At 59.3% G+C, this 13,677-nt stretch carries 12 protein-coding genes and 1 tRNA gene; 6 read left to right on the top strand and 7 right to left on the bottom strand.

Translation table 11 applies throughout. From position 1 onward, the window contains the following. Positions 1 to 96: 96 nt before the first annotated feature. The 3 genes from PIB16_RS24690 to sthA all read left to right on the top strand — a co-directional run bounded on the left by PIB16_RS24690 (position 97) and on the right by sthA (position 4,496). Positions 97 to 2,037 (top strand): LTA synthase family protein, encoded by a 1,941-nt coding sequence (locus tag PIB16_RS24690; RefSeq protein ID WP_271046520.1) that lies wholly within the window; start codon positions 97 to 99, stop codon positions 2,035 to 2,037. Positions 2,038 to 2,154: 117 nt separating this feature from the next. After that, the gene (locus PIB16_RS24685) at positions 2,155 to 2,688 is read left to right on the top strand and encodes a DUF1003 domain-containing protein (protein ID WP_065656128.1); all 534 of its coding nucleotides are present in this window, start codon (positions 2,155 to 2,157) and stop codon (positions 2,686 to 2,688) included. Between the two features lie 404 nt (positions 2,689 to 3,092). Beyond that, positions 3,093 to 4,496 carry a Si-specific NAD(P)(+) transhydrogenase gene (sthA, locus tag PIB16_RS24680; protein ID WP_271046519.1) on the top strand — a complete coding sequence of 468 codons (1,404 nt, stop codon included), beginning with the start codon at positions 3,093 to 3,095 and terminating at the stop codon, positions 4,494 to 4,496. A gap of 258 nt (positions 4,497 to 4,754) precedes the next feature. Here sthA and PIB16_RS24675 read toward each other — a convergent pair whose 3' ends face one another. From PIB16_RS24675 to PIB16_RS24665, 3 genes are all read right to left on the bottom strand, one after another. Next, positions 4,755 to 5,405 carry a hypothetical protein gene (locus tag PIB16_RS24675; RefSeq protein ID WP_271046518.1) on the bottom strand — a complete coding sequence of 217 codons (651 nt, stop codon included), beginning with the start codon at positions 5,403 to 5,405 and terminating at the stop codon, positions 4,755 to 4,757. A 335-nt stretch (positions 5,406 to 5,740) separates the two neighbouring features. Continuing rightward, positions 5,741 to 7,219, bottom strand: a complete 1,479-nt coding sequence (tig, locus tag PIB16_RS24670; RefSeq protein ID WP_271046517.1) for a trigger factor — start codon at positions 7,217 to 7,219, stop codon at positions 5,741 to 5,743. Between the two features lie 239 nt (positions 7,220 to 7,458). Beyond that, positions 7,459 to 7,541: transfer RNA gene (locus tag PIB16_RS24665), tRNA-Leu, on the bottom strand. A 663-nt stretch (positions 7,542 to 8,204) separates the two neighbouring features. Between PIB16_RS24665 and PIB16_RS24660 the strand changes: the two genes are divergently transcribed. From PIB16_RS24660 to trmFO, 3 genes are all read left to right on the top strand, one after another. Beyond that, on the top strand, positions 8,205 to 8,351 hold the full coding sequence (locus tag PIB16_RS24660) for a DUF1127 domain-containing protein (RefSeq protein ID WP_004433052.1): 147 nt from the start codon (positions 8,205 to 8,207) through the stop codon (positions 8,349 to 8,351). Positions 8,352 to 8,832: 481 nt separating this feature from the next. Then, positions 8,833 to 8,976, top strand: a complete 144-nt coding sequence (locus tag PIB16_RS26815) for a DUF1127 domain-containing protein (protein ID WP_003495735.1) — start codon at positions 8,833 to 8,835, stop codon at positions 8,974 to 8,976. A gap of 588 nt (positions 8,977 to 9,564) precedes the next feature. Beyond that, positions 9,565 to 11,007 carry a methylenetetrahydrofolate--tRNA-(uracil(54)-C(5))-methyltransferase (FADH(2)-oxidizing) TrmFO gene (trmFO, locus tag PIB16_RS24650; protein WP_161987884.1) on the top strand — a complete coding sequence of 481 codons (1,443 nt, stop codon included), beginning with the start codon at positions 9,565 to 9,567 and terminating at the stop codon, positions 11,005 to 11,007. A gap of 6 nt (positions 11,008 to 11,013) precedes the next feature. Here the strand turns inward: trmFO and PIB16_RS24645 are convergent, their stop codons facing one another. The 4 genes from PIB16_RS24645 to PIB16_RS24630 form a co-directional block, all read right to left on the bottom strand. Beyond that, positions 11,014 to 11,616 carry a TadE/TadG family type IV pilus assembly protein gene (locus tag PIB16_RS24645; RefSeq protein WP_271046516.1) on the bottom strand — a complete coding sequence of 201 codons (603 nt, stop codon included), beginning with the start codon at positions 11,614 to 11,616 and terminating at the stop codon, positions 11,014 to 11,016. Beyond that, entirely contained in the window at positions 11,613 to 12,179 is a 567-nt protein-coding gene (locus tag PIB16_RS24640) for a TadE/TadG family type IV pilus assembly protein (protein WP_078053059.1), read from the bottom strand. Before PIB16_RS24640 ends, PIB16_RS24645 begins: the two co-directional genes overlap by 4 nt. Before the next feature lies 1 nt (position 12,180). Next, the gene (locus PIB16_RS24635; RefSeq protein WP_271046515.1) at positions 12,181 to 13,308 is read right to left on the bottom strand and encodes a pilus assembly protein; all 1,128 of its coding nucleotides are present in this window, start codon (positions 13,306 to 13,308) and stop codon (positions 12,181 to 12,183) included. 67 nt (positions 13,309 to 13,375) lie between these two features. After that, the gene (locus tag PIB16_RS24630; protein WP_271046514.1) at positions 13,376 to 13,567 is read right to left on the bottom strand and encodes a hypothetical protein; all 192 of its coding nucleotides are present in this window, start codon (positions 13,565 to 13,567) and stop codon (positions 13,376 to 13,378) included. Positions 13,568 to 13,677 lie beyond the last annotated feature (110 nt).

The following is a 13,677-nucleotide window of genomic DNA, read 5'->3' as shown; positions in this document are numbered from 1 at the left end:
TGTCGCGTTCATCGCGCTTATGTGACAGTTACATGACACTTTTGCGACACCCGATTCACCTCCCCGGATCGGCCGTGCCGCCTGCAATACCGGAGTATGGGTTTGAGAGATTCGGCGCCAAAAACAACGGCTTCCGAAAAGGCTGGTTTCGTCTTTTCGCCTGCATGGACAAGGAGCCTTTCCAAGCTTTCGGGCATCGCCTATCCGCTTGCCAATCTGACGATCGCGTCCGTCGTGCTGGTCGTGGCGCTGGAGTGGATCGCCCGCGGCTCGCTCACGGATGTCGGCGCTTTCCTCACCTCCTCCGCCCGCCCCGGCATGACCACCATTGCCGCCGTGCTTGCCCTTCTCGTGGCGCTGGATGCACTTCTTGGCAGGCGTTACCTGTCGCTGATCGCGCTTGCGCCGCTCTGCGCGCTGACGGGGCTGATTTCGGCACAGAAACAGACCTATCTTTCCGATCCGCTTTATCCATCCGACCTGCTGTTCGGCCGCCAGATTCTCGAGCTTCTGCCGACCATGCTGAAGGCCCAGCCGATGACGGCAGCACTCGTCGCCCTCGGCATCTGCGCCACGATTGCCGCTCTCGCAGCATTGTGGCTGCTGGCGCGCCGCCATTCACCGGGCTTGAGCTGGCGCGAACGCGCCGCTGGTCTCGCGATGGCGCTGCCGCTCCTTGCGGGTCTCGCCTCGCTTATGGACTATTCACATTACTCCTGGGTGCGCGATCGCCTCAACATCATTCCAATGATGTGGGATCAGCAGGAAAATTACCGCCATAACGGCTTCCTGATGGCCTTTGCCTTCAATATTCCGATGGCCAATGTCTCGGCGCCGCAGGATTACGGCGAAAACACCATTGCCGACCTGACCTCCGAACCCGCCGCTTTTGCCGCCAACAAGGGCGATTACCCCGATGTCATCATGCTGATGAGCGAATCGCTGTGGGATCCGACGCGGCTGGAAAATGTGAACCTCTCCGCCGATCCCATGCCGACGATCCGCGCCAAACAGTCCGGCAACGTCTTTTCCCCCGAGTTCGGCGGCATGACGGCGAATGTGGAATTTGAGGCACTGACCGGCTTTTCCAACGCCTTCCTGCCCTATGGCAGCATTCCCTATCAGCAATATATCCGCCGCCCGGTGCCCTCGCTCGCCAGCTTCTTCCGTGGCGAAGGTTATTCCGCCATCGCCATGCACCCCTTCCAGGAATGGTTCTGGAACCGCAAGCAGGTCTACAAAAACTTCGGCTTCGAGGAATTCCGCTCTGAAGAGACGCTCCCGACGATGGAAAAACGCGGCAACTTCGCCTCCGACGATGCGCTGATGGACGAGATCATGGCGACGGCCGAAAAGGCGCAGAACCCGCTCTTCCTCTTCGCCGTCACCCTTCAGGGACACGGTCCCTACGAGGCGACCCGTTATGCCGAAAACACCATCGGCGTCGAAGGCGATCTTTCCGCCTCGGCCTCGCAGGCGCTGGCCACCTATTCGCAAGGGGTGGCGGAGGCTGACGAAGCGCTGCTGAAACTGATGCGCTGGGCGAAGAAGCGCGACCGCGAAACCATCGTCGTCCTGTTCGGCGACCATCTGCCGCCGCTCGGCCAGACATTCGTGGAAAGCGGCTATATGCCGGGCATGGTGGCCAGCCGCCGCGCGCCGCTGGAGGTGATGAAGAAGGAACACGAGACGCCGCTCGTCGTCTGGTCCTCAAAGCAGGGCGTGCGCAAGAATATCGGCACCATCAGCCCGGCACTTTTGCCCTATCACGTGCTGAAAACGGCGGGCTTCTCCGATCCCTTCTACACCGGCACGCTGGGCGACGTGCAGCAGGCCTTTTCCGTCATTGACCGGCATATGCTGGTGGCAACCGACGGCAAGGCCCTGCCCGACTGGTCAATTGCCCCGAACGCCGTTCCCGACGTGGTGCGCGACTACCGCCTGCTGCAATTCGACATGATGTTCGGCCAGCAATATGGCCGCGAGCGCTTCTTCCCCGGTTTCAACTGGCTGCACGAAGGCGCGCCATCGGTCTGATGTTTTTCGGCGGGGACGCCTGAACCGCATGGCGGTGGAAATCGTTTGAATTCCGCCGCCATGCGGGTTTATCTCGGGATAACATCCGCATCGCCCCATCAGAACCGGAGACACACCGTGTCAGATATCTCCGACTATATCGTTTCGCATTTCAAGCGTTCCTCTCGCGAAATCGGCGAAGTGGAGCGGCGCATTCTGGAACTGTCGCACCAGAAGAAACTGATTTCGAGCGACACCAATGCGGAATTTTCCGCTGGCGCGAGTTTCGGCGACAGGCTGGCCGACAATATCGCCAAGGTCGGCGGCTCCTGGGGTTTCATCCTCGGTTTCTGCTTTTTCCTGATCTTCTGGGCTGTCATCAACACCATCATCCTGACGACCGGCGCTTTCGATCCCTACCCCTTCATCTTCCTCAACCTGCTGCTTTCCATGCTGGCGGCCATTCAGGCGCCGATCATCATGATGTCGCAGAACCGCCAGGCCGCCCGCGACCGTTTCGAGGCCGCCAAGGATTATGAGGTGAACCTGAAGGCCGAGCTTGAGGTTCTTTCCCTGCATGAAAAGATCGATGTGAAGGTGCTGGCCGAACTGGCCGCGCTCCGTCAGGACCTTGCAGCACTTCACCGCCATGTCACCCGCAAGGAGGACTGAAGCCGCTTACCCCCCTCTGCCCTGCCGGGCATCTCCCCCTCAAGGGGGGAGATCGACTCGCGGGCAGGTTTCGCCCATCTCTACATTTGCGAATGAACTGGTGGTCGCGCCTCCTGCCGATCTCCCCCCTTGAGGGGGAGATGCCCGGCAGGGCAGAGGGGGGTAAGCCACACGCTCCTCCTCCCTCCATGAATGCACAACCTCCTGAAACCCCACCCCCAGTTACGAATCCGTCAGATTCTTACGCTACAGATTGACGCAGGCGTTTGTTGCATTGCACTCTTGCGGGCAAGGCTGAAGGGGAATCACTCCCCATCGTCAAAATGGCATCACGACCATTTCGCGGCGACGCCATGCCGGATGCGACATCCGGTCATCGCAATAATTCTGTTCCGGGGTTTTTCATGCACCAGTTCGATCTGATTGTTGTCGGCAGCGGTCCGGCGGGAAGACGGGCCGCCATTCAGGCCGCCAAGCTCGAAAAGAGGGTTCTGGTCATCGAGAAGGGCAGCCGCGTCGGCGGCGTTTCCGTGCACACCGGCACCATTCCATCGAAGACCCTGCGCGAGACGGCGCTCAACCTCACCGGCTGGCGCGAGCGCGGTTTTTACGGCCGCGCCTATCGCGTCAAGCAGGAGATCGATGCCGAAGACCTGCGCCGCCGCCTGCTCATCACGCTGGATCACGAAGTGGAAGTGCTGGAACACCAGTTCGCCCGCAACCGCGTGCAGCACATTCGCGGCACGGCAAGCTTCATCGACGCCAACACCATGAAGGTGGTGAAAAGCGACGGCGAGATCATGACCGTGACGGGCACCTCCATCCTGCTGACCATCGGCACCCGCCCCTACCGGCCGCCGCATATTCCCTTCGATGGCGAAGCGGTGCTCGATTCGGACGAGATTCTCGAAATCAAGGAACTGCCGCGCTCCATGATCGTCGTTGGCGCCGGCGTCATCGGCATCGAATATGCCACCATTTTCAGCGCGCTCGATACGCAGGTGACGGTGGTGGAGCCGCGCGAAACCATGCTGGAATTCATCGACAAGGAAATCGTCGAGGATTTCGCCTATCAGCTGCGCGACCGCAACATGAAACTGATCTTCGGCCAGAAGGCGGAAAAGGTGGAACGCGACGAGAGCGGCAAGTGCCTCGTCTCGCTCGGCAATGGCCGCGTCCTGAAGGCGGAGACCGTCCTCTTCGCCGCCGGCCGCGTCGGCGCCACCGATACGCTCAATCTTTCGGCCTGTGGGCTGGAGGCCGATAGCCGCGGCCGTCTGAAGGTCGATCCCGAAACCTTCCAGACCTCGGTGCCGAACATCTATGCCGCCGGCGACATCATCGGTTTCCCGAGCCTTGCCTCCACCTCCATGGAACAGGGCCGCATCGCCGCCCGCCACGCCGTCGGCGCACCGGCCGGCGAACCGCCGCAATTCTTCCCTTACGGCATCTATGCCGTACCGGAAATTTCCACCTGCGGCCTGACGGAAGAAGAAGTCATCGAACGCGGCATTCCCTATGAATGCGGCATCGCCCATTTCCGCGAAACCTCACGCGGCCACATCATGGGTCTCGACAGCGGGCTGTTGAAGATGATCTTCTCGCTCAAAACCCGCCGCCTGCTCGGCGTCCACATCGTCGGCGAAGGTGCCACCGAACTGGTGCATATCGGCCAGGCGGTGCTGAACCTCAAAGGCACTGTGGAGTATTTCGTCGAGAATACGTTCAACTATCCGACCCTTGCCGAGGCTTACAAGATTGCCGGGCTGGATGCGTGGAACCGCATGGGTGAGATCAAGAAGGATTGAGGTTGCACCGGGGGGCGGCTTTTGAGACGGCGGAGTTGCCGTAATCGGCCTTTTGAGAAAGCATAGCATCCCCACCCCGTCATCCCGGCCTTGAGCCGGGATCCAGCGCGATCAAGTCTTTGATAGCGAAAGACTCTTTCACGGCGCAGACTCGCCGTGACTGGATGCCGGGTCAAGCCCGGCATGACGGAGGAAAGGTTTTCGCCCCTAAAGAGACTTTCTCACCTGCGAACTAACCGTATACAGCCAGCCCGCCCCTCACCACCGAATACTATACCGCGCACTCACCCCCGGCCGGAAATGATCCGCATAGCCCTGATCGAGCGTCCCCCGCACAGTCAGATTGTCGCCGATCTTCTGCTCCACCGCCACGCCGCTGCTGAACTCGTTGAAACTGTTACGGCTCGCCCCCGTCAGCACAAAGGCCGTGCCGGTCTCGGAGCGGGAAAGGCGCAGCGACTGCGACACATCCAGCCCGTTCCATTGCTGCGCCGTGCCGTCATAACGCACGGTGAAATTGCGGTTCGCCTCGATATCCAGCTCCGGCGTAACGATGCGCTTCTGCTGCGAGGTCACGGAAACGCTGCTCGACCCCGTCAGCGCATTGAAGATGACGCCGACATCGCGAGCGAGCGAGACGCCTGGCAACTGTTCGGCCAGCAGCGTGACATTACCCCACACCCGCACCGGCGCATCCACCACCTGCCCCGTCTTGGAAGCGCTCATGCCCATCTCCAGCCCTGCTCGAATGGGCGTATCGACCGGCAGTTTCGCGCCGATACGCGCCGTATAGGAACGGTCGGAATTCTTGACCGGCTTCCAGATCAGCCCGGCCTCATCGGCGTGTGCCGCGGTGCCAGCGGCGGTGAAAAGAGACAATAGAAGGGTAAAACCCGTTCGTGGCGACATATCTTGTCCCCTTGCAAATTAAGGGCGCACCGGGAGAACCCGGCAGGCACGGTAAAAGCTTAAGGCCAATGGTTTGGCAGCGATAAGGCCGCACAAGAGCGGCACATAATGCCCGAACGACCGCATGCAGCGGCCGGGGCAAATCATGCTGCGCAGGGTGCCAGATGAACGGGAGATGAACAAGAGCAGATGCAGCAAAAAATCATGCTGCACTGCATTGTGATCGGGACGAAGGCAGGGAAGCCCGCGCGACCGCCCAGAAACCGGACGCCCAAAACAAAAAGGCCGCAGCTTTCGCTACGGCCCCTTGTTCAATCAGCTTGCACTGAAGAAGATTATTCGGCGTCGCCTTCAGCGGCCTTCTTCTTGGCCGGAGCCTTCTTCTTCGGAGCGGATTCTTCGCCTTCAGCGGCGTCGTCAGCCTTGGCAGCGGCCTTTTTCTTGGCCGGGGCCTTCTTCTTGGTTTCCGTTGCTTCTTCGGCGTCGTCAGCCAGAAGCTCTTCCTTGGAAACGGTCTTGTCCGTTACCGAGATTTCGGAGAGCAGCTTGTCGATAACCTTTTCTTCGAAGATCGGAGCGCGCAGCGAAGCGGAAGCGCCGGGGGTGTTGCGGAAGAAATCGAGGATTTCCTTCTGCTGGCCCGGGAACTGCTGCAGCTGCTGGAACAGCGCACGCTGCATTTCTTCTTCGGTCACTTCAACGCCGGCCTTTTCGCCGATTTCGGAGAGAACGAGGCCGAGACGGACGCGGCGTTCAGCCAGCTTGCGATATTCTTCGCGGGCTTCTTCTTCAGTTGTGTCTTCGTCAGCGAAGGTCTTGCCGGACTGAGCGAGATCGGTGTTGATCTGGCGCCAGATGTTGTCGAACTCGGCGTCGACGAGGCCAGCCGGCGTGTCGAACTTGTACATTTCGTCCAGCTGGTCGAGAATCTGACGCTTGACCTTCTGGCGGGTGATGTTGCCGTACTGGCTTTCGATCTGGCCCTTGACGATTTCCTTCAGCTTTTCAGCCGATTCGAGACCGAGCTTGGTGGCCAGTTCGTCGTTGATTTCAACAGCAGCGGCAGCAGCAACTTCCTTGACGGTGATGTCGAAGTTGGCTTCCTTGCCGGCAAGGTTCGCAGCCGGGTAGTCGGCCGGGAAGGTTACGGTGATGGTCTTTTCATCGCCAGCCTTGACGCCGACCAGCTGGTCTTCGAAGCCGGGGATGAAGCGGCCCGAACCGAGAACCAGTTCGGCATCTTCGGCCGCGCCGCCGTCGAAGGCAACGCCGTCAACCTTGCCGAGATAGTTCATGGTGACGCGGTCGCCATCGGCGGCCTTGCCCTTCTTGGGCTCAAAGGTGCGGGCGCTTTCGGCGATCTTGAGGATCTGCTCGTTGATTTCGTCTTCGGAGACTTCAACAACTTCGCGGGTAACCTTGATGCCGTCATTGGCCTTCAGTTCGATGGCCGGAATGATTTCGTAGGCAACGGTGAATTCGAAATCGGATTCAGCCGACAGGATCTTTTCGGCCTCCTGCTCGTCTTCGGTCATGGAGATGGCCGGCTGCGTCGCAGACTTTTCGCCGCGGCTGGAAAGGATTTCGGTCGGCTTTTCACGAACCAGCTCGTTGACGAGGTCGGCCATGATGGACTTGCCGTACATCTTCTTCAGGTGGCCCATCGGCACCTTGCCGGGACGGAAACCGTTGATGCGAACCTTGTCCTTGGCGTCAACCAGGCGCTCGTCCAGACGGGCCTTCATGTCGGCAGCCGGAATAACGACCTTGAGTTCGCGCTTCAGCCCTTCAGCGAGCGTTTCGATAACCTGCATTTTCCTAACCTTCACATCATGGCGGCGGTGCTCAGACAGCCGTTGGTTTACTTTCGAGCACTGCGCCGGAAACATCGTTGCCCGGCCGTGGCTTCCCTTATTTCTTTACACAAGCCCCTGCCGGACGCCGTTTAGCCTGCACCGGAAAAAAGACCAAAGGGGAGAAATGAACCCCGAAGCTCCCCGCATCTTATAAAGATGCACTCTGGCGCAAGCGTGGCGCAGCCATGCCTTGCTTGTGGTGCGGGTAGAGAGACTCGAACTCCCACGCCGAAGCGTTGGTACCTAAAACCAATGCGTCTACCAATTCCGCCATACCCGCACGTTGGGCGGCGGTATGTCACAATGTTCAGAAAGGGTCAAGCACGCCTTATCGCCGCCTTTCGTTTCCTCCGGACTTTTCTCATCCCCCGCGCCAGTGGCAGGAGGCGGCCGCGCTCTCCGCTTATTCGCCACCCGCGCCGGGGAACAGGGCGCAACAGCCGGACAGGGGCGATTCTGGGCGGAAACGGCAAGCCGCGCCGCATCCGCCTCCCATCGCCTTCCCAATCCACATGGCCCGGCGCATCGCATGCAGGCGGGCGGAGAAAACAGGCAATATTTATGCGGCTACATTGACATTATATATAGCGCGCGCCGCAGCCCGGTTACCGCATTGCCGGCCCCTGCTCCAGACCAGCAATTGATGGGCTTCCGCAACCTGCCCCGCCACTTATACGGTCATCCCTCACGCCTTCGCACTGCCGAAGACCCAGGCGACCACCAAAAGCACACAAATTGGTCACAAATTATGCATGAATCGCCGCAATCGGCCTGTTTCATCGGCTTGCATTGCAATGCGTGCATAGGTGACATCTTGCTTTGTCTGTTTTTGTTTTGATTAAACCGATTATATTCATGGTCATACAGAGATCGAGTTCAGCCCCGGACCAAAGCCTCCCAAGACTGGCCGCAGAGACTGAACAGCACGAAGAGGAAGATGAAAATGAACATTGCACGCTCGCTCACCAACTGGCGCAAGTATCGTCAGACCGTAACCGAACTCGGCCGCATGACCGACCGCGAACTGAGTGACCTCGGCATTGGCCGTCAGGACATCCGCCGCGTCGCCAAGACCGCCGTCGGCTTCTGATTATAAGCACCGCCGCTTCTTGCGGCGGATGCGAGACGACCTACCCAAAAAGGCCTGAGGCTCCCGCCTCCGGCCTTTTTTCGTTTTGGGCGGTTCTCCGGGTCGAAGCGGCATTGCCACAGCCGCTCGCGGGGTCGGCAGATGAAAAATGCATCGATGGCCGATCATCTGCGCAGCGCCCGGATAGCGTCAGAGCCCCCTCCCGACGCGCCTTTTTACACCGAAAAGCGCCTTTAGCGCCGCCAAAGGCTGCCAAACCTGTCAAAACCGCCTGAAACACAGGCATTTCCGCTCATATTTTGCTCAGGTGATATTCAAAGCCGCAAATTTAGCCGACATAGTGCACAAATGCATGGCAGTAGCCTAAATTCTGCACTGCACAACATGGCTCAATGTCTATATATAAACCTCAACAGCCGAGAGCACAGAGAAACGCTGAGCCGGCAGACGAAATCAACAGAGATAGATTGAGGAAACGACCATGAACCCCATCCGCATCGCAAAGAACTGGATCTCCTACCGCCGCACGATCAACGAACTTGGCAGCCTTTCCAACCAGGCTCTGAGCGACATCGGCCTGACCCGTTACGACATCCGTAACGTAGCAGCCCGTTCGTTCCGCTAAGGCGTAAACGATCGTCCCGCTGCCCGACCTCCAGGGCGCGACGATTGAGCGACAGGTAAAAAAGCGGCGCCTCTGGCGCCGTTTTTGATTCTGGCAGGATCTACTGGAAATTCTCGCCAGTCGGCGATTGACGAACATCGGCCCGGCGAACCATGCCATGCGGCACCGCCCCCCTTTCTTGTCGGTGGCTGGTTCGCTACGCTCCTCTCCCGTCGTGCCGGACTTGATCCGGCATCCAGTCACGGCGCGTCTGCGCCGTGGGAAGAGTCCTTTCAGCCCAAAGACCTGGGCTGGCTGGATTCCGGCTCAAGGCCGGAATGACGGAGGAAGATGGTCCACTACCAAAATGCTGCCAACCATCACAGCAAATTACACATCCAGGACGGAAACGAGATCGCTCGTTACGTTCGGGCGGCTCGCGAGCATAAAGACCACATCCTCTCTCACATCCCCATCCTCAAAAACATTTGGCTGCCCCGGCCATGCATGCTAGTGCATCCGCAAACAATGCCGCGTCCTTCGGGACCCGCGCGGAATAATCACTCGAAAGACAGCCGCCGGACGGGAGCCTTTGCCCCGCGGAGGCACATGGACGCCAGCATGCAAGACAAGACCACTTCTCCCATTCACGTCGTGGGCGGCGGACTGGCCGGTTCGGAAGCCGCGTGGCAGATCGCGCAAAGCGGTGTGCCCGTCATCCTGCATGAAATGCGCGGGGTGCGCGGGACGGACGCGCATAAGGGCGATACGCTGGCGGAACTGGTCTGTTCCAACTCCTTCCGCTCCGACGATGCGACGGCCAATGCGGTTGGTGTCATCCATGCCGAAATGCGGCTTGCCGGTTCTCTGATCATGGCCTGCGCCGACAGGCACCAGGTGCCGGCCGGCGGCGCGCTCGCCGTCGATCGCGACGGGTTCTCCGAGGCCGTAACGAAAGAGCTGGAAAGTCACCCACTGGTGACGATCGTGCGCGAAGAGGTGAACGGTCTGCCGCCGAAGGAATGGGGCAACTCGATCATCGCCACCGGCCCGCTGACCTCGCCGGATCTCGCAGCCGCCATCCAGGCCGAGACGGGTGAGGATGCGCTCGCCTTCTTCGACGCTATCGCCCCCATCGTCCACCGCGACAGCATCAATATGGATATCTGCTGGTACCAGTCGCGTTACGACAAGGTCGGCCCCGGCGGCACCGGCAAGGATTACATCAACTGCCCGCTGAACGAGGAGCAGTACAACGCCTTCATCGACGCGCTGATTGCCGGCGACACGGTGGGTTTCAAGGAATGGGAAGGCACGCCCTATTTCGACGGCTGCCTGCCTATCGAGATCATGGCCGAGCGCGGCCGCGAAACGCTGCGCCATGGCCCGATGAAGCCGATGGGACTGACCAACGCCCATAACCCCACGGTCAAGGCCTATGCCGTCGTGCAGCTGCGACAGGACAATGCGCTCGGCACGCTCTACAACATGGTCGGTTTCCAGACCAAGCTGAAATACGGCGTTCAGGCGGATGTATTCCGCATGATACCGGGCCTCGAAAATGCGGAGTTCGCCCGCCTCGGCGGCCTGCACCGCAACACCTATATCGATTCCCCGATCCTGCTCGACCGCTCGCTGAAGCTGAAATCGCGGCCGGACCTGCGTTTCGCCGGCCAGATCACCGGCTGCGAAGGTTATGTGGAAAGTGCCTCCGTCGGCCTTCTCGCCGGACGCTTCGCCGCCGCCGAGCAAAAGGGTGAGAGCCCAAGCCTGCCGCCGGCCACCACCGCGCTCGGCTCGCTCCTCAACCACATCACCGGCGGCCACCTCTCTTCCGATGATGAGCCGGGCAAACGCTCCTTCCAGCCGATGAACATCAATTTCGGCCTTTTCCCGGAACTGGAGCCGGGCTCGATCGTCAAGCCGGAGGGCGTGAAGCGTTTTCGCGGCAAGGACAAGACGATCATGAAACGCCAGCTCATTGCAGCGCGGGCATTGCGGGATTGTGCGGCGTGGCTCGGCGAAAGCCAGGTCGCGACAGAGGCTGTCTGAGGCCGATCAGTTCGGTTTGAATGGCGAGCGCTTGAGGTTCCACTTTGCGAAATCCGATTTGCCGCTCCGGTAAGGATATCGCTGGGAAAAGAACGGGTTGACGGCCGCAACATATTCGAATTTGAGCGTGATATCGGCCACCGCAGTGATCAGAGGCCGATAGCTGTACCGCCCAGAGACAACAATGATAGCGTCCTGAGCGACGAAACCGTTGGCGATCACGGTTTTCTCCCAAGGCACATCTTCGGCAGATCCCAGAAAATTGTGGGCGGGAAACTGCAGCCGGGCGACTTTGTCCACCAGTTTGACGCTTCTCAGCGTCAGGTCGAGTTTGCCCGTCTGGAGAATGCCGCTGCCGGAAAGGACGACGAAGCTCGGAACCCCCGTGCGCACCCGTTCCTCGAATTCGGGGAATCTTGCCGCCCAGCGCGCTGAATTGTCGACTATCGTCATGAACCGGTCATAGCTCAGCCAACCCCGCCCGACCTCAATGATCACTGCAAGCATAAGGACGAGCAGCGGCGCCAAAAGCCCCATTTCCACCGCCGCAGCGCCAGAACGGCAACGCCCGAAACCAGCAAGACGCAAAAACCATGTCGTCTTTTTCATTCCGTCACCCGCACGGCAGTGATCGCCAGGGAAATGTTGCGCAACTGATGAATGCCGCCCGTGTCCGGCACGAGGAAACGCGTCGTCGGCATCAAAAAATTCCAGTTGTAACCGATGGCCAGAATGTACTGCCCGGCGGTATCGGCGGGTGGGCGAAAATCGTTCACGATCGGTATGGGCACTTTGGCTTCGGCAATATCGTCGTCGGGAATCGGCAAGAGGGCGATCTTGAGAGTGGTTTCGTCAGTCCCTCCAATGAAATTGGAGGCGATTGCCTTGCGCAACGCAATCTCGGTCGCCGGTTTACCGTCCGACGCCGCCTTGCGGAGATATTCGATACCCGCATTCGATGCGAACGAGAGATAAAGATAATAGAGCATCAGCAGGCCGATTTCGAGCGTCCCGAAAATCAGCGCAAAAAACAGCGGCAACAGCAGAGCCGTCTCCACCGCCGTTGCTGCCTTTCGGTCGCCGAGCAGCCGATAACATTTGGCATGCGCGACCCGGCATCTGCGCGGGCCACCACGGCTTTTATCCCGACGCGGGGAAAGTAAGGACTTCATCTCAGCCCTCTTCCATTCGATCCACGTAGATGAGCTGGAAACCGGTGATGATGCCACCAAAGCTGTCGCTCAGGCCGGTTGCCTCAATCGTCACCCGATAGATCGAGTAGGCCTTGACCCTGAAACTGTAATCCCTCGGCGTCCAGGCAATACTGTTTTTATCCTGGGTCAACTCCCACACCCGCTGCTGGGGTTTCAGGTCAGGAAGGAGCTGTTGGAGCGAGATCTTGATTCCGTTTGTTTTCTCAACGTCCTCGACGGCCCGGCGCCCATTATACCAAACCATGATCTTATATATTCCGGGATGAAGCTCGACATCCTTGTAGATCGAGCTATTGGCTTCGATATTTTTTTTCTTGCCGGGCGCAGGCGGCCCCCAGTCACTATCGAGCTCCATGACATAACGGGTTGGCAATGAGAGCTCGGTGCCCGGATCCTTGTCGATTTCGATTTTGTCGGTGGTCTTTGCCTTATCGACCTCCTTCAAAGTACAGGCTTTGTCGTTGGCGGTAGGGGCCTCGTTGAGTTTCTTGCTCTGCATTCCCGCCGGATAGCCCTGCCAGTTGTGATTGCGGCGGCAGCAGGGGCTGCTCCAATCCTGCAACTCGACGCCGGGGCCGGTCCCGCCATCCCATCCGATCTCCGAATAGGGATAGACACCCCAGCAACCGCCGGGGGTTTCCTTGGTGACGCCGTTTTTCAGAACCCGCTCGACGCCGAGAGCGTTGCTCTCGAACATATTGTCAATGATGACCGCATCATCCTCGGGATAGGGCGGGATGCCCTCGCAAGAGTATGCAAGGCGATATTTCAGCTTCTCGAGATTGAACATCTCCGAGAAAATCAGCCCGTAACTGAACTCGGCATTGATTTTTGTCTCAGTCCATTTCACTTGCACGTCGCGCGAGAGGACCTTCTGCTTCGTGGATTGAATCATCGCATCGAAGGCCGCGGTCACATTGTCGCGCCGGACAGTGTCAAGCAACGTGTAGGTACGTGTCGGCTTGGTGGCTCTTTCGCATGCCATGGCCATGACCCGCTTTGACTGGTTGTAATAGGCCAGCGCCCTGCCACCCTCAAAAAGCAGCCCCAGCAAAATGATAAAGACCGGCAGCAGCAGCGCGGTCATGATGGCGAAGGTACCCGCGCGGTCCCTGAGGAGCGATGAAAACAGGCTCCGTTTCCATGTCGCTTTTTTAATCCGCCTGCTCGTCATCAAAACACCGTTTCATGTCGCTCATCGCCATGGGAAAGGCGCGCTGTGAAAAGCGACAGGCCTTGCTTTCTGCGACGCTAAAAAATGTCCGGCTCACGCCGGTCGCTCGAAAATTGCTCGTTGGTCGCCGGCGGCGCTGCTTTTCGAGCTTCGCCTGACCCCTGAAATACATGAACCGCCCCAGGTTTCTGGACCATCTGAGGCTAGAGTTTTCCGGCTTCATTCAGGGAGGCGGGCTGGTTGAGCCTCCTGATTTCATCAGCGAGATCGGTACCTTATTGC

This window comes from Agrobacterium sp. ST15.13.015 (genome assembly GCF_027871645.1).
Taxonomy (GTDB): Bacteria; Pseudomonadota; Alphaproteobacteria; order Rhizobiales; family Rhizobiaceae; genus Agrobacterium; species Agrobacterium leguminum.
The sequence above is the reverse complement of the archived record's forward strand: the minus strand, read 5'-3'. Positions and strand labels throughout refer to the sequence as shown.

What these genes read in the sequence shown, in the direction of transcription:
- PIB16_RS24690 (WP_271046520.1), top strand. Translation starts at nt 97, where the DNA reads ATGGGTTTGAGAGATTCGGCGCCAAAAACAACGGCTTCCGAAAAGGCT.
- PIB16_RS24660 (WP_004433052.1), top strand. Translation starts at nt 8,205, where the DNA reads ATGAACATTGCACGCTCGCTCACCAACTGGCGCAAGTATCGTCAGACC.
- PIB16_RS24635 (WP_271046515.1), bottom strand. Translation starts at nt 13,308, where the DNA reads ATGACCGCGCTGCTGCTGCCGGTCTTTATCATTTTGCTGGGGCTGCTT.
- PIB16_RS26815 (WP_003495735.1), top strand. Translation starts at nt 8,833, where the DNA reads ATGAACCCCATCCGCATCGCAAAGAACTGGATCTCCTACCGCCGCACG.
- PIB16_RS24675 (WP_271046518.1), bottom strand. Translation starts at nt 5,405, where the DNA reads ATGTCGCCACGAACGGGTTTTACCCTTCTATTGTCTCTTTTCACCGCC.
- sthA (WP_271046519.1), top strand. Translation starts at nt 3,093, where the DNA reads ATGCACCAGTTCGATCTGATTGTTGTCGGCAGCGGTCCGGCGGGAAGA.
- trmFO (WP_161987884.1), top strand. Translation starts at nt 9,565, where the DNA reads ATGGACGCCAGCATGCAAGACAAGACCACTTCTCCCATTCACGTCGTG.
- tig (WP_271046517.1), bottom strand. Translation starts at nt 7,219, where the DNA reads ATGCAGGTTATCGAAACGCTCGCTGAAGGGCTGAAGCGCGAACTCAAG.
- PIB16_RS24645 (WP_271046516.1), bottom strand. Translation starts at nt 11,616, where the DNA reads ATGAAAAAGACGACATGGTTTTTGCGTCTTGCTGGTTTCGGGCGTTGC.
- PIB16_RS24640 (WP_078053059.1), bottom strand. Translation starts at nt 12,179, where the DNA reads ATGAAGTCCTTACTTTCCCCGCGTCGGGATAAAAGCCGTGGTGGCCCG.
- PIB16_RS24630 (WP_271046514.1), bottom strand. Translation starts at nt 13,567, where the DNA reads ATGTATTTCAGGGGTCAGGCGAAGCTCGAAAAGCAGCGCCGCCGGCGA.